Origin of the sequence: Frondihabitans sucicola (assembly GCF_030296615.1) — a bacterium.
GTDB lineage: Bacteria > Actinomycetota > Actinomycetes > Actinomycetales > Microbacteriaceae > Frondihabitans > Frondihabitans sucicola.
This window is the reverse complement of the sequence record NZ_AP027732.1, coordinates 3,776,246-3,794,444: the sequence shown is the minus strand read 5'-3', so window position 1 is coordinate 3,794,444 and position 18,199 is coordinate 3,776,246. Positions and strand designations below refer to the sequence as shown.

Genomic DNA, 18,199 nt, shown 5'->3' with positions numbered 1-18,199 from the left:
GGATGTACCCGCCGGTGAGAGGGGCAACAACACCGCACCGCACTGTGACAGCGTTGTCTTCGCTGAAGGTACAGCACTTCGCGTCGATTTCACCAATCGTCGCGCGGGGAGTAACGTCCCCCGTCGGACCGCTGGTGTTGCTCACTGCAACACCTCTTGCCGACGACGTTCTGGAGACGCCTATGACTACGACCGCCCTCGCTGGAGCTGCCGACATCAGCATCAGACTCGACCTCAGCTGGGTCGACTACCTGATGCTCATCGTCTACTTCGGAGTCGTGATCAGCATCGGCTTCATCGCTCGCTCGCGGGTCCGCACGTCGATGGACTTCTTCCTGTCGGGCCGGTCGATGCCCGCCTGGATCACCGGCCTCGCCTTCGTGTCGGCGAACCTCGGCGCCACCGAGATCCTCGGCATGGCGGCCAACGGTGCGCAGATCGGCGTCGCGACGCTGCACTACTACCTCGTGGGCGCCGTGCCCGCGATGGTGTTCCTCGGACTCGTGATGATGCCGTTCTACTACGGATCGAAGGTCCGGAGCATCCCGGAGTTCATGCTCCGTCGCTTCGGCAAGGCTCCGCACGCCGTCAACTCGTTCGCCTTCGCGATCTCGAACGTGCTGATCGCCGGCATCAACCTCTACGCCATGGCGATCGTGATCGAGGCCATGCTCGGCTGGCCCGAGTGGGTCGCCATCGTCGTCTCGGCCGCGTTCGTCCTCGTCTACATCACCCTCGGCGGCCTCTCGAGCGCGATCTACAACGAGGTCATGCAGTTCTTCGTGATCATCGCCGGTCTCGTGCCCCTGACGATCGTCGGACTCCACCGCGTCGGCGGCTGGGGCGGCCTGAAAGACGCCTTCGCCAAGACCGACTCGGTCAAGCACCTGTCGGCCTGGGCCGGAACCGGAATCGGCAACGTCACCAACCCGATCGGCGCCAACTGGCTCGCCATCGTCCTCGGCCTGGGCTTCGTGCTCGGCTTCGGGTACTGGACGACGAACTTCACCGAGGTGCAGCGCGCCTTCAGCGCCAAGAACATGTCGGCCGCTCGCCGCACCCCGCTGGTCGCCGCGTTCCCCAAGCTGTTCATCCCGTTCATCGTCGTGGTGCCCGGACTCATCGGCGCCGCCGTCCTCGGCAACCAGCTCGCCGGTACCTCCGACGCGACGCACCTGTCGTACAACGACGTCATCCCCAAGCTGATCCAGATGTACCTGCCGGAGGGCGTCCTCGGCGTCGCCGTGACGGGGCTCCTCGCCAGCTTCATGGCGGGCATGGCGGCCAACGTGTCGAGCTTCAACACGGTGTTCACCTACGACATCTGGCAGCGCTACATCAAGCCGAAGATGAGCGACCAGCACTACCTCCGGGTGGGCCGCTACGTGACGATCATCGGCGTCCTGATCGGAATCGCGACCGCGTTCATCGCGGCAGGCGCCGGCAACATCATGACGTACATGCAGACGCTGTTCTCGTTCTTCAACGCGCCACTGTTCGCCGTGTTCATCCTCGGGCTGCTCTGGAAACGGATGAGCCCGGCGGCCGCGCTGTGGTCGTACCTCGCCGGAATCGCGGCGCCGACCATCGTCTGGATCGCCTACCTCAACGACCCGTCGCTCTTCGCCACAGGGACCGCCGAGACGCTCTACGGCGCGATCATCTCGTTCGTCACCGTGCTGGTCGTCGGCGTGATCGTGACGATGTTCACGAAGCCGAAGGACGTCTCGGAACTGAAGGGGCTGGTCTACGGCGTCGGCAAGATCGACATGTCGATGGACGCCGTCGTGGGCGACACCGCCTGGTACCGCTCGCCCGTCCTGCTCGGAACCGTCGCGCTGATCCTGTGCGTCGTCCTCTACCTGCCGTTCGTCTGAGTTCGTCCTAGAAGGAGATCGGATCATGACCGAAACCACCACCACCCCGGACGCCGCCGAGCGCGCGCGCCTGGTCCGCTCCACTCGCCGGTTCGACCTGCGTCGACTCCTCGGCGGGCTGTTCCTGCTCTACGGCATCATCTGCACGATCCTGGGGATCGTCCACGGCTCCTCCGACCTGAAGCAGACCGGTGGCATCGCCATCAACCTCTGGGCCGGCATCGGCATGATCGTGCTGGCGCTGCTGTTCTTTCTCTGGGATCGCCTGGCCCCGGTTCCCGAGGAGGACATCCTGGGCAACCTCGACCGCGAGGCGGACGAGAAGGCGGCCGGCGAGGGAAAGCAGCTCGGCTGACCCCGGGGTGCCGCAAAACGTTTCCCGGACATATCCACCGGCCGCGGCCGGTCTGATTGTCCGGGAAACGTTTTGCGGCGGCTGGGGCGGGGCGGCTGGGGCGGGGCGGCTGGGGCGCGCTAGCTGACGTGGACGTCGGGCCGGCGCGCACGGTCGTGCTCGGCCCGGCGCAGCACCTCGCGCGTGACCGGGGCGACCTCGCCGACGCCCGTCACGAGGAACTTGAACATGTTCGAGATCGGGCTGCCCTCGGTCCATTCGAAGTAGATGTCGGGCTTGACCCCGGTGACGTCGCGGATTTCGAGCAGGATCGTCGCGATCGTGTTGGGGACGTTGCCGCTGCGCACCTTCAGGACGCGGTAGCCATGCTTGGTGACACCGGTGACCTCGAGGTCCTCTTCGAAGTTCGACGAGTCGCCCGGGTACACCTCGAGGAAGATGATCGGCGATCGCATCGGGATGCCGCTGGCCTTGCGTTCGTCGGCCAATTTCGTCTTGTACTCGAGGCGTGAGCCGTCGTCGGGCTCGTTCGACACGATCCGGATGGCACCGTACTCGTCGGCGTCCTCCTGGAGGTACGCCAGGGCTTCGTCGTCGAGGGACACGCTCGTCGCCCGCAGCTGGAACGACCGACGGACTCGCGACAGGATCGACACGACGAAGATGCCGACGATGAAGAGCGCGGCGATGCGGACGCCCTCCGGACGCTCGATGATGTTGAGCACCGTCGTGTAGCCGAAGACGGCCACCGCGGCGGCGAAACCGACCGTGCGTTTCGGCTGTTTCTTGCGGAGGGCCGACAGGAACACGGCGACGGAGGCCGACGTGATCAACACGAGCACGCCGGTGGCGTACGCGCCGCCCTGTTTGTCGACGTCGGCCTGGAACAGGATCGTGATCAGGAAGCCGATGGCGGTGAACACCAGGACCAGCGGACGGACCGCGGCGGCCCACTGCGGAGCCATGCCGTAGCGCGGGAGGTAGCGGGGCACCAGGTTGAGCAGGCCGGCCAGGGCGGACGCCCCCGCGAACCACAGGATGAAGATCGTCGAGACGTCGTAGACGGTGCCGAAGCCGTTGCCGAGGTACTGGTGCGCCAGATAGGCGAGCGCGCGGCCGTTGGCGGGGCCGCCCGACTGGAAGTCTTTCTGCGGGATCAGCAGGGTGGTCGCCACGCTCGACGTGATGAGGAAGCAGCTCATGATGATCGCCGCCGTGGTGAGCAGCCTCTTGGCGCCCCGGATCCGGCCCAGGGGCTTGTCGGGAGTGTCGGTGTCGTCGCCGGTGATCTGCGGCATGACGGCCACGCCGGTCTCGAACCCGGAGAGGCCCAGGGCCAGCTTCGGGAAGACCAGGAGCGAGATGCCGATGATCGCGAGCGGATTGCTGTGCTGGGTCGTGAGCGCCGACCACCAGTCGCCGACGAGCTGTGGGTGGCCGGCGACGTGGCCGAGTGCCGTGGCGATGACGACGGCGTTGAGCACCAGGTAGACCCCGACGAGCACCACTGCGATGCCGATCGCCTCCTTGAAGCCGCGGAGGAACACGACGGCGAGCAGCGCGATGAGGAACAGCGTGAGCGGGATCTGGGCGCCGTGGAACCACGGCGGGGCGTACGGGTTCTCGACGGCGTGGGCCGTGGCGTCGGCTGCGGACAGGGTCACCGTGATCATGAAGTCGGTGGCGGCGAATCCGAGGAGCACCAGGACGAAGAGCTTGCCGCCCCACCAGGGCAGCAGCCGCTCGAGCATCGCGATCGAGCCGGAACCCTTGAAGCTCTCGCGGGCCACGCGACGATAGACGGGTAGGGCGCCCAGGATCGTGAGGAGCACCAGGACGATCGTCGCGAACGGGGAGAGCAGGCCGGCAGCCACTGCGGCGATGGCGGGCTGGTAGCCGAGCGTGGAGAAGTAGTCGACACCGGTGAGGCACATGACCCGCCACCACGAGTGGGTCTTCTCGACCGCGCGGGCGTGCGGACCGGGGTGGTTCCCGATGCGATCGGTCGCGCCCTCGAGCATCCAGGCGCGAAGGCCCCTCGCCGCGCCTTCGGTCGCTGGCCCTGTTCGAGTGCGTCGGTGGCGCCCGTGCGGTCGGTGGTGGTCACGGGATAGTTCTACTCGCTTCGCGGGGGCCTGAAGACCAGGCCGGGCGGATCGTCGGTCAGGACCAGACGCCGGACGTGCCTCGGCGGTGGCTGCCGACGAGATGCGTGTCGACGATGCCCACGGCCTCCATCAGCGCGTGCATGGTCGTCGGGCCGACGAACCGGAACCCCTTCGCCTTCAGAGCCTTCGAGAGCGCGACCGATTCGGGCGAGGTGATCGGGACGTCGGCGAAGGTCAGGGGCTCGGGCGTGGTCTCGGGGCGGAACGACCAGATGAAGTCGGCGAGACCGCCCTCGTCGCGCAGCGCGACCGTCGCCCTGGCGTTGTCGATCGTCGCGTCGACCTTCCGCCCGTTGCGCACGATCGAGGCATCGGTCATGAGCCGGGCCCGATCGGCGTCGTCGAACCGCGCCACGGCGTCGGGGTCGAAATCGCGGAATGCCGCCCGGAACGCGGGGCGCTTCTTCAGGATCGTCGACCACGACAGCCCGGATTGGAAGGCTTCGAGACTGAGCCTCTCGAAGAGGCCTCGCTCGTCGCGGACGGGCATGCCCCACTCGGTGTCGTAATAGGTCTGCAGAAGCGGATCGGTCGCCGCCCACCGGGGCCTGGCCAGGCCGTCGTCGCCCGTGACGATGTCGTCTTCCGTGTTCATGGGGGAAGCGTATGGCCGCCCTCCGACAGACGATTTGACCGCCGGGCCGATCCGGGAGTGTACTTACGTCATGCTCGAGGCGGGGACGACTGCGACGACGACGACCTCGCGACCGCCGGCCAGCCCGGCGGCTCCGACCGCAGCGGCCGCCACGCGCATCGACCTGCACCAGCACCTCCTGCCACCCGCCTTCCTCGACGCCCTGCGCAGTCGAACGGTCGTCCCGCGCCTGATCGACGAGTGGACGCTCCTCACCGAGGGGAGTCGCCCTACTCCGTGAATCCGGCGGCGCACAACGTCGAGAAACGGCGGATGCGCGAGCTCGCCGAAGGCAAGGGCCACGTCCTGGTGTCGCTCCCGGGCAACCTCCGCGTCGAAGACCTGCCGCCCGACGACGCCCGCGACCTCATCGCCATCTGGCACCGGTCGGCCCTCGCCCTCGGAGACCCGTTCCGCGTCTGGGCGGCGACGCCGGTCGTCGAGTTCGATCTCGCCGGGCTGGAGGAGATCCTGGCGCACGAGCGTGTCGTAGGGCTCCAGGTTCCCGCGACCCACCTCGCGACCCTCTCCGGCCTCGAACGGTTGAAACCGGTTCTGGCTCTCGTCGAGGAGGCCCGCAAGCCGGTCCTCGTGCACCCGCGCCACGTCGTCGCAGCTCCGAATCACGGCGTCGCGACCTCCGACACCCTGCCGAGGGCGGAGCAGCTCAAGGCCGCGTGGTCGACCTGGAACGAGGGCGGGCGCATGCAGCACCCCGCGCTCCGCATCGCCTTCATCGCCCTGGCCGGGCTCGCCCCGCTCGCGCTCGCGGCGGCTTCGTCGCGTGGCGGCAGGCAGCCCAAGACCGACCCCAACGTCTTCTACGAGACCAGCGCCTACGACGAGCGCGCGATCGACGCCATGGCCAGGATCGTCGGGGTCGGCCCCTCGTGCACGGCTCCGATCGGCCCTTCCGACAGCCGCGTGATCCTGAGCTGGGTCGCGTGTTCAATCACGCCGTCTTCTCGGCGAACCCGCGCGCGTTGCTCACCGGGCAGTCCGGTTAGGGTGTGTCTCCCACGTCGCCGCAGATCGCGCGATCCAGGACACACACGGCCCGCGGCGACGTGAGAGACACACCCTAGGTCGCGGCTCCGACTAGACGATGTCGAACGAGCTCGCCCCGGTTGGTTCGGCGTCTGCGACCTCGACGGCATCGACTCGAGCGCTCGGGGCGCCGCCGTCGCGAAACCAGCCGACCAGCCGCTCGACGGCTTCGGCCGGTCCCTCGACGACGGCCTCGACGCTGCCGTCGGCGCGATTCGTCACGGTGCCCACGATGCCGAGGCGACTCGCCTCGCGCACGGTCCAGTACCGGAACCCGACCCCCTGCACGAGTCCTCGGACGACGACGCGTCTGGCGACGGTGCCTGCCACGCCTACTTGCTGACCGTCGACATGTCCGGGTACCGGTCGCCCCTGGGCTCCGCGATCGCGTCGAGCGACGCCACCTGGTCCGCCGAGAGCGAGACGGCGTCTGCCGCAACGTTCTCCTCCAGGTAGGCGAGGCGCTTGGTGCCGGGGATCGGCACGATGTCGTCCCCTTTGGCGAGGAGCCAGGCGAGTGCGACCTGCCCGGGCGTGGCGCCGAGGTCGTGAGCGACCGCATCGACCGCCTCGACGATCGCGATGTTCGCGGACAGGTTGTCGCCTTGGAATCGCGGGTTGAACCGACGGAAATCGTCTTCGTCGAGCTCGTCGACATTGCGGATCGTGCCGGTGAGGAAGCCGCGGCCGAGCGGCGAGTAGGGCACGAAGCCGATGCCGAGCTCGCGGACGGTCGGCAGGATCTCCGCCTCCGGTTCGCGCGACCACAGCGAGTACTCGGTCTGGAGGGCCGTGATCGGGTGGACGGCGTGAGCTCGCCGGATCGTCGCCGGGGCCGCCTCCGAGAGGCCGAGGTGCCGCACCTTGCCCGCTGCGACGAGCTCGGCCATGGCTCCGACCGTGTCTTCGATCGGCACCTGCGTGTCGACGCGGTGCTGGTAGTAGAGGTCGATGTAGTCGATGCCCAGGCGCTCGAGCGATCCGTCGACCGACTTGGCCACGTAGTCGGGGCGGCCGTCGATCGGGCGGTTCTTCCGAACCTCGGGATCGGTCACGTTTCCGAACTTCGTCGCGACGACGACGCCGTCCCGCTTTCCGGCGAGGGCCCGGCCGAGCAGCTTCTCGTTGGTGAAAGGACCGTACATGTCGGCCGTGTCGAACAGGGTGACGCCGAGATCGATGGCCCGGTGGATCACGCGGATCGATTCGGCGTCATCGGTGCCGCTGCCCGTATAGAACGCAGACATGCCCATGCAGCCGAGGCCGATTCGCGCGACGGCGAGGCCTGCGTCACCCGTTCCCAGAGTGGAGTGCTTCATGAGCCGAACCTACTCCCGCGAGGCGGTTCAGCGGCGGGCGCGCAGGCGTGCTCTCACGACGAGGCCGGCACCGCCGAGGGCGAGCAGGACTCCCAGACCGATCGGCCCCGCGGGCGAGGACCCCGTCATGGCCAGCTCGGGCACCGAGGGGTCGGCGGCCGTCGTCACGCTCGGAGTGGTCGTCGGAGTCGGCGTGGGCGTCGAGGTCACCGGGGGAGGGGTCTGCACCAGGGGAGCGTCGAGCGATCCGCTGGCGGCAGGTGCCGTGAACCTGATGGGCTGGTCCGTGGCGTCGCCGATCACGGCCGTGTAGCGCTGGGACGGAAACAGGTCGGCGGTGAACGCGCCGGCGTCGTCGGTGGTGACCGTCGTCGCGGGCAGGTCGCCGGCGTCCGGCGTGAACACCACGGTCTCATTGCTGGCCGGTTCTCCGGTGTCGGTCTCGATCGTGCCGGTCACTGCCACCGTGGGAGCCGTGAATGCGAAGTCGAGTCCCGGCGTGTCGGCGTCGAGCGTGTCGAAGGCCAGCGGGTCGAGTGCGGTCGCGCCCGGGGGCGTCTCGGCGGACACCGTGTAGCCGCTGGTCGAGACGAGCCCCGGCAGGCTCCAGGTGCCGTCGTCGGCAGTGGTCGGACTGCCGACGACCGCGCCGGAGGCGTCGCGGACGGTCAGCTGGATGCCGCCCGTCGGGGTGCCGTCGACGGTGACCGTCCCCGACGGGGAGAACGTCTTGGTGGCGAACCAGGTCTGGTAGACGGGAAGTCCCTTGCGCTCCTGGTAGCTGATCGTCAGCGTCTTGAGCGAGACGTTCGGGCTGAACCAGCCCGAGGCGCCCTCGGTGTCGTCGCCGGCGGTGTTGCCCCGGAGCACTCCCGTGGCGGGGAACCAGGTCGGGAGGTCGTTCAGGTTCGCGGCGTCGCAGGACGGGCCGCCCGCCTGGTGGCAGTAGTTGTAGACGCCTTGGAAGCCGAGATCCGAGACGGGCACGGCCGATCCGTCGGCGGCGGTGGCCGAGACGGTGGCCTGGTCGGCGTCGATGTCGCCGAGCACGAACGACCAGCCGCTCGCGGGGGTCGGGGTCGCGAAGGTGTAGGTCGTGATCGCGGGCGAGGTCGGGTTGTCGGCGTTGGGCCGCTGGTTGAGGTACGGGCGCCCCTTGCTCGACCCGTAGACCGCTCCGACCGGGGTGCCGGCGGACTGCCAGGTGGAGGCTCCGCTCACGACGGTGGCCTGTCGTGACGTGCTGGTGAAGCTCGTCGCGGGGAAGCCGCCGGGGAGCGTCATCGTGCCGGTGTAGGCACGGGCGGCCCCGTCGACGGAAAAAGTACCCCAGGTGTTCGCCTCGGCGGCCGAGGCGGGACCGACGGAGGGCCCGGTCAGCGCGAGCGCGAGGCCGGCGGCGAGGATCCCGGCGGCGGCGGCGACGACTCGGCGTCGCGACCTCCAGGCACGGCTCATGGCTGCGGACATGACGAGACCTCCCCTGCGAACGACTGTGTGGACCGAGGATAAGTCACATCAGTCACATCTGTCACGCGTCGAGGAGGTCTGGGTTCGGAGCGGAACCCGAAGGTCAGCGCTTCTTGACCTTTGCGACGATGTCCTCAGAGTAGCTGGAGGTAGAGCCCTTCGCCTTCTTGTCGGCCCTCTTCTCCTTGAGCGTGCGAGCCGCCGGCTTGGCGTTGTCCTTGCGTGCGGATTTCTCGGCCATGGTGGTGCCTTCCGTTTTCGGAACCACTCGGTTCCGTGGGCCCCGAGGTTACGCGGGTCCTCGGCCGCCATGGGGTCGCGCAGGCGGATTGGCAGCTTCGCGGCGCGTCGGTGGTTCATGGGACAGTGAGGGCATGGACGACGCAGAGCTCGTGCTGCGCCGCCTGGCGTCGCAGGCGGTCACCGGCGAGAGACATTCGACGATCGAGGCCGCCGCGGCGGCGCAGCTCGCGACGCAGGCGCAAGACTTCCACGGGGCCAAGTGGGCACTTGCCCTCCGGTCGACGGGGAGGAGGCCGACGTCGACGCCGCGCTGACCAGCGGTGCCGTGGTGCGCAGCTGGCCCATGCGCGGCACCCTGATGATGATGGCGCGAGCCGACTCGCGCTGGCTCACCGAGTTGCTCGCACCTCGGTCGTTCGCGGCCAGCGCGGGTGTCTGGCGGGCGGCCGGCCTCGTCGAGCGCGACTTCGACCGTGCGGCCGCCGCGGCCCGCGACGTCCTGGGAGACGGGGCGGCCCTCTCTCGTGCGGCGCTCCTCGCCGCGTTCGAGGCGAGGGGCGTCGAGACCGGTGGCGGTCGCGGCTCGCACCTCATCCGCCGGATCGCGGGCGAGGGCACGATCGTCTTCGGTCCGCCGCGCGGCACCGAGCAGACGTTCGCCCTCCTCGACGAGTGGGTGCCCGAAGCCGAGAGCCTCGAGCGGGACGACGCGCTGGAGCGGCTGGCCGAGCGGTACGTCGCGGGGCACGGTCCGGCAACGGCTCACGACCTCGCCTGGTGGAGCGGGCTCACGGTGTCCGACGCACGGCGGGCGGTGGCCCTCGCGGGCGACGCGCTCGTGGAGGTGCCCGGCGGCCTGCTGGTGAGCGCGGATGATCCTGCGCCGGTGTCGGCCCGTCGCACCGACGTCCGCCTGCTGCCCCCGTTCGACGAGCTTCTGCTGGGCTACCGCGACCGCACCGCGTCGCTCGCCACCGAGAACGTCGCGCGCGTCGTCCCCTACTCGAACGGGTTGTTCAGCCCGACGCTCACCGTCGACGGCCGGGTCGTCGGCGTCTGGCGCCGCGCCCTCGGCGGTTCGCGCGACCGGCCGACGGTCGAGGTCTCGGTCGAGCCGTTCGCGCCCCTCGCCCGCTCGACGCTCGCGTCGACCGAGCGGCGCGCCGCCGAGTACGCGCGCTACCTCGGCAGAGGGCTCGCATTCTCGGTCGCGGCGTGATCCGACGCCGCGTGGCGTGAGCGGTGCGGCTTGGACGGCCACCAGAACGCGTCGCCGGTGAGGAACACCAGCGCGGGTACGAGCACGGTCCGCACCACGAGGGTGTCGAGCAGGACGCCGATGCAGACGATCACGCCGACCTGCGTCAGAGCGACGACGGGCAGCACGCCGAGCACGGCGAACACGGAGGCGAGCAGGATCCCCGCGCTGGTGATGACGGCTCCGGTCGAGGCGAGGGCCCGGATCATGCCCTGCCGGGTTCCGTGCCCTCCGGTCTCTTCGCGGGCCCTGGTGGTCAAGAAGATGTTGTAGTCGACCCCCAGGGCCACGAGGAACAGGAAGGCGAACAGTGTCACGCTCGTGTCGAGCGCCGGGAAGCCCAGGAGGTGGGTGAACGCGAACGTCGAGACTCCGAGCGCCGCGAAGAACGTGGCGAGCACGCTCGCGATGAGCAGGACGGGAGCGACCAGCGATCTCAGCAGGAGCGCGAGCACGGCGAACACGATGGCCAGGATGATCGGGATCACGAGATCCTGATCGTGCGCGGACGCGTTCTGCGTGTCGAGGGCGGTCGCGTCGGTGCCGCCGACCAGCGTCTTCGCCAGGGGTCCGCCGGCGTCGGCGTACGCGCTGCGAAGGCGGTCTATGGTCGCGAAGGCGGCATCGCTCTCGGGCTCGGCCTTCAGCGAGACCGCGATGTTCGTCAGCCCGTCGTGCGCCTCTCCGGCGGTCGCCGACGAGACACCCGTCGTCGACCTGGCCACGGCCGTCGCGCGGTCCGCGACGGCGGTCGTGGCCAGCACCGTGGTCTGGCTGGTCAGCCCGGCCGAGAACGACCGGTCGATCACCTTCTGCGCCGAGACGCTGGCGGGGTTTCCGAGCAGCTGTGCCGTCTGAGACAGGCCGACGGCGTAGCCCGACAGGCCGAGGGTCAGGACGGCCAGCCCGGCGACGGCGGCGACCGTCACGACGACGGGGCGCGCGGCGACGCGGCGACCCAGCCCCGCCCAGAATCCGTGGGCCTCCGCCTCGGTGAGGCTCCCCGCTCCGGCAGGATCGGAGGCGGCGCCGGCCGGCCTCGGGACGAAAGGCCAGAACAGCCCGCGACCGCAGACCGCCAACGCGGCGGGAAGGGCGATCAGGGCGAACAGGATCGCGACCACGACGCCGACGGCGCACGCGAATCCGAGGGCTCGGTTGTTCGAGAGCGACGCGAAGAGCAGGGTGATCAGGCTGAGAGCGACCGTGCCGCCGCTCGCGGCAATCGCCGGTCCGGCGCTCGTGTAGGCCGTGCGCATGGCCCGGAAGCGGTCGTCGGTGCGCGTGAGTTCCTCGCGGTAGCGGGCGACGAGCAGGAGGGCGTAGTTGGTGCCCGCGCCGAAGACGAGCACGGAGAGGATGCCGGAGATGGAGGCGTCGATGGTGAGCCCGAGAGGCTCGGCGAGGGCTTTGACGACCTTCCCGGCGAGGCCGTCGGCGGCGCCGACCACGGCGAGCGGGACGATCCAGAGCACGGGGCTGCGGTAGGTGATGATGAGGAGCGCGGCGACCACGATCACGGTGACCAGCAGGAGCCGGAAGTCGGCGCCGGCGAACGAGTTGGAGACGTCGTCCTGGAACCCGACCGGCCCCGTGAGCTGAGCGGTGAGGCCCGCCGGGAGGTCGGTGGACGCCGTGCTGCGGAGGGTCGTGGCCGTTTTCGCGACGTCGTCGGCGACGGCCTTGCTCGACAGCGGAACGGCGAGGATCGCGGCGGTGCCGTCGTCGCTGAACTGGGGACGCACCACCTGCGGCGCCGTCGACTCGGCCGCTAGGGCTGTGGCGCGATCGGCGACAGCCGAGCGGTCGGCGCTGGTCAGTGCCCGATCTCCCCGATCGAAGACCACGATGCCGACGGTGGTGTCGGCCGACGGGAACTGCTTGAGCAGCTCCGTCACCTTGGCCGATTCGGCGGACGCCGGCAGACCCGAGGCCGGATACGAGTCGCTCTTGCCTGCGGGCAGGAACGCGAAGAGCAGCGCCACCGCGACGGCGGTGAGCCCGAGGACGAGCCACGAGGTGCGACGGGAACGGAAGGCGGCGGAGAGGGCGCGGATGATGATTCCTTAGTGAATAGATCTCTTAGTCACTAAGAGTTGTACCCGGTTCCGGTAGATTCTGCAACGAGGAGAACCGATGCCCACCACACCCGAAGACGCCCGGCGCCGCCTGCGCGCCGAGATCGTCACGCGCCTCCAGGTCCTCACGACGGAGTCCCGCCACGTCGCCCAGGCGTTCTCGCAGACGCAGAATCTCGCCCACACCGACCTCGACGCGCTCCTGTTCGTCATGCACGAGGAAGCCGCGGGGACCCCGGCGACCCCGGGCCGCATCGCCGACGCCCTCGGGCTCACCTCGGGCGCGGTGACCGGCGTGATCGACCGCCTGGTCAGGGCCGGTCACGTCGAACGTCGACGCGACGAGCACGACCGCCGGATCGTCCGCGTCCACTACAGCGAGCACGCCCAGCGCGTCGCGCGCGGCTTCTTCGCCCCGCTCGGCCGACTGACCGACGACGTCATGGCCGGCTACACGGCCGACGAGCTCGACGTGGTCACGCGGTTCCTCGGCGACATGGGAGTCGCGATGGGGGAGCAGGCCCGCACCGCCTCGGAGCCCGATCCAGCCGCACCGCTCAGCTGAGGGCTGCCGTCACCGTTCGGCGGCGGCGCTCGCGGCAGGAGTCAGCACTCGATGACGTTGACGGCCAAGCCCGCAGCCGAGGTCTCCTTGTAGTTCGACGACATGTCTCGACCCGTCTGACGCATGGTCTCGATGACCGTGTCGAGGCTGACGAAGTGCGCGCCGTCGCCGAGCAGAGCGAGCCGGGTCGCCGAGACGGCCGTACCGGCGGCGATGGCATTCCGTTCGATGCACGGCACCTGGACGAATCCGCCGACCGGGTCGCAGGTCAGGCCGAGGTGGTGTTCCATCGCGATCTCGGCCGCGTTCTCGATCTGGTGCGGAGTGCCACCCAGCACGGCGGTGAGTCCGGCGGCGGCCATGGACGCCGCGGTGCCGACCTCGCCCTGGCATCCCGCTTCGGCTCCCGAGATCGAGGCGTTGCGCTTGTAGAGCGACCCGACAGCGGCTGCCGTGAGCAGGTAGTCGCGCAGGATCGCCGCGCGCGAGACCCCGAGGAAACGCAGGGCGTACAGGCCCACGGCGGGGATGATGCCCGCGGCGCCGTTCGTCGGCGCAGTCACCACGCGGCCGCCGCCGGCGTTCTCCTCGTTGACGGCGAGCGCGAAGGCCTGCAACCACTGCGCCGCCGTGTCGGGAGCCTCGGGCTGAGCCCGCAGCTTGGCGGCGACGTCGGCGGCGCGGCGGGGCACCTTCATCCAGCCCGGGAGCACACCCTCGCCGGCAAGGCCGTTCTCGATGCACGACTCCATGGCCGACCACCGTTGCTCGAGCCCGCGTTCGACGGCGTCGACGCCGGCGAGCGCGCACTCGTTGGTCCAGGCGATGTCGGCGATGGACAGGCCGTCGCGGTCGCACACGGCGAGGAGGTCTGCCGCCGTGTCGAAGCCTAGCGGAGCCTCCTGCTCGGGCAGGGCGCGATCCGGTTCGCCCTCCCGGACGACGAAACCGCCGCCCACCGAGAAGAAGACCTGCCTGACCAGGCTTGCTCCCGCCGCGTCGAACAGCTCGAAGCTCAGGGCATTGGGGTGCTGGGGCAGCCGTGTGAGGGGAGCCAGCACGAGGTCGCCTCGGGTGTACGCGACGTCGAGCTCGCCGGCGAGCGGCAGCGATCCGGCGGCTTCGATCCGCCCGACGAGACCGCGGACGATCGCCGGGTCGCAGGTCTCCGGCTCGAGGCCTTGCAGCCCTGCCAGCACCGCGTCGGGCGTCCCGTGTCCGAGTCCGGTCGCGGCGAGCGACCCGTAGAGGGTCACGCGAATCCGGTCGATCGCCGACGGTGCGCAGGATGCCACGGCTTCTCGGGCGAAGGATCTCGCGGCCCGCATCGGACCGACCGTGTGCGACGACGACGGCCCGATCCCCACCGAGAACAGATCGAGAGCGGAGACGTACTGCGTGGAACTCATGCGACCGAGGCTACGCCGCGCGGACGCGGCGGCCGAACGATGGGGTGCCGACCGGTGGGTCGAGCCTCGAACCATCGGCTACCGCCTTCGCAACGTCACCACGAGATGCAGCAGGGGAACAGCGGCCGCCGCCAGGAGAATCCAGCCGAGCACCTCGTCGGTCGGGCGCGTCAGCACGCCTCCGACGAGAAGGGCGGCGAACACGATTGCCGATCCGAGTCGGTTGACCGAGCGCTCGACGGAGCGCAGGCTCCGGTCGACCTCCGGGGTGCGGACGGCGAGTTGGCCACGCTCGATGCGTGAGGCGAGTTCGTCCATCCTCCGGGGGAGTCGGGCGATGGTGGCTCCGAGAGCAAGCGCCTGCTGCGGCAGGTCGCGGAGCGCATCCTGGCCATTGGAACTCAGGATGGTGCGCGCGAACGGGTCGACGGCGTCCCACATGTTGAAATCGCGATCGAGGGCGCTCGTCACTCCCGACACGAGGGAGATGGTGCGGATCAAAAGGAGGAAGCTCTCGGGCAGTTGGAAGGGCAGACCGCGAATCGTCTCCCCGAACTGGCGGCCGAAGGCCTCCAGCTCTCGCGGATCGATGGTCTGTATCTCGGCGATTCCCATGCCGCCGAATCGTTCGAAGAGCGCGGTCATGGCGCGTTCGAGTTCTTCCGTGTCGGCCGTCGACAGGAGCACTCCGAGCTCTTCGAGCGAGGCGACCAGGGCTCGGCTGTCCCGCCCGACGGCGGCGAGGATGAAGTTTCGCAGGCCGGCACGGAGTTCGTCGGAGATTTCGCCCATCATTCCGAAGTCGACGAAGGTCAGGCGCCACTTCTCACCGGTGTCTGACTCCGAGCCGTCAGGGAGCGGGGTGACGAAGATGTTTCCCGGATGCGGGTCGGCGTGGAAGAACCCGGAGACGAAGATCTGCTGGAACGTCACGCGAGCCAACTGGTTGGCGACGGCCGCGGAGTCGATGCCCGCCCGCGTGAGCGCCTCGACATCCGAAATCTTGATCGCGGTCACATCGGAGAGTGTCAACGCCCGGAGGGAACTGCGCTCCCACACCACGACAGGCGCTCCCACCAGTGGGTCGTCGGCGAAATCGTCGGCGAAGCGCTCGGCGTTGCCGGCCTCGTGCAGGTAGTTGATCTCCTCCAGGCTCGTCGCAGCGAATTCCTCGACGAGCGCGGGTGCGTCGGCCCGTTTCGACACGAGGCGTACGCGCGACAACCAGCGGGCGATGCGGCGAAGCGCTGCGAGGTCGACGGCGACGATCTCGTCGATGCCCGGCCGCTGGACTTTGACGATCACGTCGTCGAAGCCGAGGTCGGCACCGAGAGTGGGTGACAAGCGCGCGCGATGCGCCTGGCCGAGGAGGCCGCGGCGAGAGGCACCTCGTCGAAGGAGGCGTAGGCGTATGCCAACGGCATCCCGAGTTCGGCTTCGGTCTGCTCACGAATCCTGTCGAATGGCTCCGCGGCGACCTCGTCCTGGAGCCCCTCGAGCTCCCGCGTGATTTCGGGCGGCAGGATGTCGAGTCGCGCGGAGAGGAACTGGCCGACCTTGATCATGAGCCCGCCGAGGTCGATCGCGAGGGCCCGGAACCGGCTGGCGAGGTGCTGCAGTCTCGCGGTCCGTCCGCGAGCGGAGAATCGGCGGAGGCCGATGCGCGGGAGGAAGAGTTCGTACCACCAGGCCTGCGCCAGGAAGATCGCCGCGAACCGCACGATTTTTCGGTAGCGCGCTCGGGATGCTCGGCTTGTCTGCGGCGCAGAAGGCGTGCCGCCGGCCTGCGGCATGCTCTCAGTCCTCGGCAAGGATCGCGTAGAGCTTGCGGCGCGCGTCGTCGACGATGGAGATCGCGCGTTCGGACTGATGGGGAGTCCCGGTCTGCGCGACCTGGGCGAGCGCTTGGGCGAGCGAGACGCCGGACTTCGTCAGGGCAATGGCACTCGGGCGGCCGTGATCGCGTGGCTTCTCCTGCGGATGCTCCGTGACGGTCGCTTCCGCGGCGGCGCGGCGTCCGGCCTCGGTCAGCGTGTAGACCTTGCGCTCACCGACCTGCGCACCCTCGACGAGCTGTTCGTCGACGAGCAACTGGAGGGTGGGGTACACGGATCCTGGGCTCGGTGTCCACGTTCCGCCGGAGCGAGCCTCGACCGCACGGATGAGCTGGTAGCCGTGCATCGGCTCGTCGCTGAGCTCTCTCAGAATGGCCGCGCGAATGTCGCGCGGTTCTCTGCGGTCGTTGTCGTTGCCCGTCGTGGTGGTGGGGGCGAATCTCTCCCGAAGACTGTCGAGCGCCTTCCGCAGGTCGAAATCGGGGAGGAAGATGCGCGCATGGCTAGGTGTCCTTTCGGGACCGACGACAACGCTTGACGATACATCGCTCCCCTGCCGGATCCTGAACGAGGTCGCGCAGATCCGATCCCCCTCGTGACCTCAAGGCCGCATCGCAGCGGGCCGACGGGAGTGCCCGAGGTTCGGCTGTCGAGTCGGAGTTCGAGGCCCCGGTGAGCACCGGCGGCTGACGCTCCGCGGCTCGTGGACGGCGACGCCGTCGACCGTCGCCATGGTCTGGGACCTCGTGCGGACGGGTGTGCTCGATCTCGAGGCGTTCACGATTCTGCCCGCGCAGCTCGACGATCCCGATGCCGCGATCGAACTCGCCGCCCGTACCTCGGGGCTGGACTACGTCGTGCTGGTGCCGTGAGGCGTGTCTCCCACTTCACCGCGGGCCGCGTGGGAGACCCGCCCTGGCGACGTTACTCGCGCGTCCACATCTGCACGCCGGCGGCGCCGGTCGGTGCAATGTTGGCGATCGCGGCGAGGTCGTCCTCCGTCAGCGCCACGTCGGCGGCGCCGACGTTCTGCGCGACGCGGTCAGCGTTCTTCGAGCCGGGGATCGGAACGATGTAGGGCCGCTCGGCCAGGAGCCACGCGATCGAGAGCTGCGAGAGGGAGATCCCCTTGCCGGCGGCGAACTCCGCCAGCGCATCGGCGGTCGCCTTGTTCTCGTCGAAGTGCTCGGGCGCCCACCACGGGTGCAGGTGCCGCATGTCGTCGGCGTCGTACTCGGCACGAGGTCGGACGGCGCCGCTCAGGAACCCGCGGGCGAGCGGCGAGTAGGCGACGAGTCCGATACCGAGCTCCTCGAGCACCGGGAAGAAGAGTTCGGAGTCCCGTGCGAACAGCGAGTACTCCGTCTGGAGGACCGAGATCGGGTGAACGGCGTGCGCTGCCCGGAGCCGCTCGGGCGACGTGTTCGACAGGCCGAGGTACTTCACCTTGCCGGCGTCGACGTACTCGTGCATGACGCCGACGACGTCCTCGATCGGGACCTCGGGATCGTCGATGTGCTGGTAGAGGAGGTCGATCGAGTCGACGTTCAGGTTGCGGAGACTGGTGTCGACGACCTCGCGGATGTGGTCGAGCTGCGAGTTCGGCCGGTAGGTCTCCGGCGTGAATCCGAACTTCGTGGCGATGGTCACCTCGTCGCGGATCGGGGCCAGGGCGGAACCGAGGAGACGTTCTCCGGTGCCCCAGCCGTAGAGCTCGGCCGTGTCGAAGTGCGTGACACCGAGTTCGTGCGCACGGCGGATAGCGGCGATCGACTCCGTGTCGTCCGAGGCTCCGTAGGCGTAGGCGGTCCCCATCGCGCCGTAGCCGATCGCGGAGGCGGTCAGGCCCTGCGTGCCGAGTGTGCGCTGCTGCATAGTCGTCATCCTTTCGTGGCGTTCGTCCTGAACGCTCGACGACACTCTACGCCCAAACTGTCAGAC

The 18,199-nt window shown here is 69.3% G+C and carries 18 protein-coding genes and 1 pseudogene; 8 read left to right on the top strand and 11 right to left on the bottom strand.

The annotated features are described in order from the left end of the window. The first annotated feature begins 182 nt into the window (after nt 1-182). Nucleotides 183-1,877, top strand: coding sequence for a sodium:solute symporter family protein (locus tag QUE79_RS19515; RefSeq protein ID WP_286344508.1), 1,695 nt, complete (start codon nt 183-185; stop codon nt 1,875-1,877). 25 nt (nt 1,878-1,902) lie between these two features. Beyond that, a complete protein-coding gene (locus QUE79_RS19510) occupies nt 1,903-2,232 on the top strand; it encodes a hypothetical protein (protein WP_286344507.1) in 330 nt (109 codons plus the stop codon). A 119-nt stretch (nt 2,233-2,351) separates the two neighbouring features. Here QUE79_RS19510 and QUE79_RS19505 read toward each other — a convergent pair whose 3' ends face one another. Next, nucleotides 2,352-4,253: an APC family permease gene (locus QUE79_RS19505; RefSeq protein ID WP_286344506.1), complete on the bottom strand. Its 1,902-nt coding sequence runs from the start codon at nt 4,251-4,253 to the stop codon at nt 2,352-2,354. A 142-nt stretch (nt 4,254-4,395) separates the two neighbouring features. Continuing rightward, a complete protein-coding gene (locus QUE79_RS19500) occupies nt 4,396-4,995 on the bottom strand; it encodes a DNA-3-methyladenine glycosylase I (RefSeq protein WP_286344505.1) in 600 nt (199 codons plus the stop codon). A gap of 70 nt (nt 4,996-5,065) precedes the next feature. On the opposite strand from QUE79_RS19500, the gene QUE79_RS19495 reads away from it, so the two are divergent. Both QUE79_RS19495 and QUE79_RS19490 read left to right on the top strand, forming a co-directional pair. Beyond that, on the top strand, nt 5,066-5,275 hold the full coding sequence (locus QUE79_RS19495; protein ID WP_286344504.1) for a hypothetical protein: 210 nt from the start codon (nt 5,066-5,068) through the stop codon (nt 5,273-5,275). Between the two features lie 32 nt (nt 5,276-5,307). Further along, on the top strand, nt 5,308-6,105 hold the full coding sequence (locus QUE79_RS19490) for a hypothetical protein (protein ID WP_286344503.1): 798 nt from the start codon (nt 5,308-5,310) through the stop codon (nt 6,103-6,105). Between the two features lie 27 nt (nt 6,106-6,132). Here the strand turns inward: QUE79_RS19490 and QUE79_RS19485 are convergent, their stop codons facing one another. The 4 genes from QUE79_RS19485 to QUE79_RS19470 all read right to left on the bottom strand — a co-directional run bounded on the left by QUE79_RS19485 (nt 6,133) and on the right by QUE79_RS19470 (nt 9,111). Further along, complete coding sequence (locus tag QUE79_RS19485) at nt 6,133-6,411, bottom strand: acylphosphatase (RefSeq protein ID WP_286344502.1); 279 nt, start codon at nt 6,409-6,411, stop codon at nt 6,133-6,135. Between the two features lie 2 nt (nt 6,412-6,413). After that, nucleotides 6,414-7,400, bottom strand: a complete 987-nt coding sequence (locus QUE79_RS19480) for an aldo/keto reductase (RefSeq protein WP_286344501.1) — start codon at nt 7,398-7,400, stop codon at nt 6,414-6,416. Nucleotides 7,401-7,427: 27 nt separating this feature from the next. Then, nucleotides 7,428-8,870, bottom strand: coding sequence for a hypothetical protein (locus QUE79_RS19475; protein ID WP_286344500.1), 1,443 nt, complete (start codon nt 8,868-8,870; stop codon nt 7,428-7,430). 103 nt (nt 8,871-8,973) lie between these two features. Further along, on the bottom strand, nt 8,974-9,111 hold the full coding sequence (locus QUE79_RS19470; RefSeq protein ID WP_286344499.1) for a hypothetical protein: 138 nt from the start codon (nt 9,109-9,111) through the stop codon (nt 8,974-8,976). Between the two features lie 133 nt (nt 9,112-9,244). Between QUE79_RS19470 and QUE79_RS19465 the strand changes: the two genes are divergently transcribed. Together QUE79_RS19465 and QUE79_RS19460 are read left to right on the top strand one after the other, a co-directional pair. Further along, nucleotides 9,245-9,427, top strand: coding sequence for a hypothetical protein (locus tag QUE79_RS19465; protein WP_286344498.1), 183 nt, complete (start codon nt 9,245-9,247; stop codon nt 9,425-9,427). Next, the gene (locus QUE79_RS19460) at nt 9,373-10,332 is read left to right on the top strand and encodes a winged helix DNA-binding domain-containing protein (protein ID WP_286344497.1); all 960 of its coding nucleotides are present in this window, start codon (nt 9,373-9,375) and stop codon (nt 10,330-10,332) included. The genes QUE79_RS19465 and QUE79_RS19460 overlap by 55 nt, the downstream gene beginning before the upstream one ends. Here QUE79_RS19460 and QUE79_RS19455 read toward each other — a convergent pair. Then, nucleotides 10,293-12,356: an MMPL family transporter gene (locus QUE79_RS19455; protein WP_286344496.1), complete on the bottom strand. Its 2,064-nt coding sequence runs from the start codon at nt 12,354-12,356 to the stop codon at nt 10,293-10,295. The two genes, QUE79_RS19460 and QUE79_RS19455, sit on opposite strands and share 40 nt — an antisense overlap. 151 nt (nt 12,357-12,507) lie before the next feature. Here QUE79_RS19455 and QUE79_RS19450 point away from each other — a divergent pair, with 151 nt between their 5' ends. After that, nucleotides 12,508-13,014, top strand: a complete 507-nt coding sequence (locus tag QUE79_RS19450) for a MarR family winged helix-turn-helix transcriptional regulator (RefSeq protein WP_286344495.1) — start codon at nt 12,508-12,510, stop codon at nt 13,012-13,014. A 41-nt stretch (nt 13,015-13,055) separates the two neighbouring features. Here the strand turns inward: QUE79_RS19450 and QUE79_RS19445 are convergent, their stop codons facing one another. From QUE79_RS19445 to QUE79_RS19435, 3 genes and pseudogenes are all read right to left on the bottom strand, one after another. After that, nucleotides 13,056-14,423, bottom strand: coding sequence for an L-serine ammonia-lyase (locus QUE79_RS19445; protein WP_286344494.1), 1,368 nt, complete (start codon nt 14,421-14,423; stop codon nt 13,056-13,058). 78 nt (nt 14,424-14,501) lie between these two features. Then, nucleotides 14,502-16,216 (bottom strand): annotated as a pseudogene (locus QUE79_RS19440) (ABC1 kinase family protein). Between the two features lie 4 nt (nt 16,217-16,220). Beyond that, a complete protein-coding gene (locus QUE79_RS19435) occupies nt 16,221-16,628 on the bottom strand; it encodes a PadR family transcriptional regulator (RefSeq protein WP_286346782.1) in 408 nt (135 codons plus the stop codon). A gap of 361 nt (nt 16,629-16,989) precedes the next feature. On the opposite strand from QUE79_RS19435, the gene QUE79_RS19430 reads away from it, so the two are divergent. Next, nucleotides 16,990-17,130 carry a hypothetical protein gene (locus tag QUE79_RS19430; RefSeq protein ID WP_286344493.1) on the top strand — a complete coding sequence of 47 codons (141 nt, stop codon included), beginning with the start codon at nt 16,990-16,992 and terminating at the stop codon, nt 17,128-17,130. Nucleotides 17,131-17,182: 52 nt separating this feature from the next. Here the strand turns inward: QUE79_RS19430 and QUE79_RS19425 are convergent, their stop codons facing one another. Further along, nucleotides 17,183-18,133 (bottom strand): aldo/keto reductase, encoded by a 951-nt coding sequence (locus QUE79_RS19425; protein ID WP_286344492.1) that lies wholly within the window; start codon nt 18,131-18,133, stop codon nt 17,183-17,185. Nucleotides 18,134-18,199: the final 66 nt, after the last annotated feature.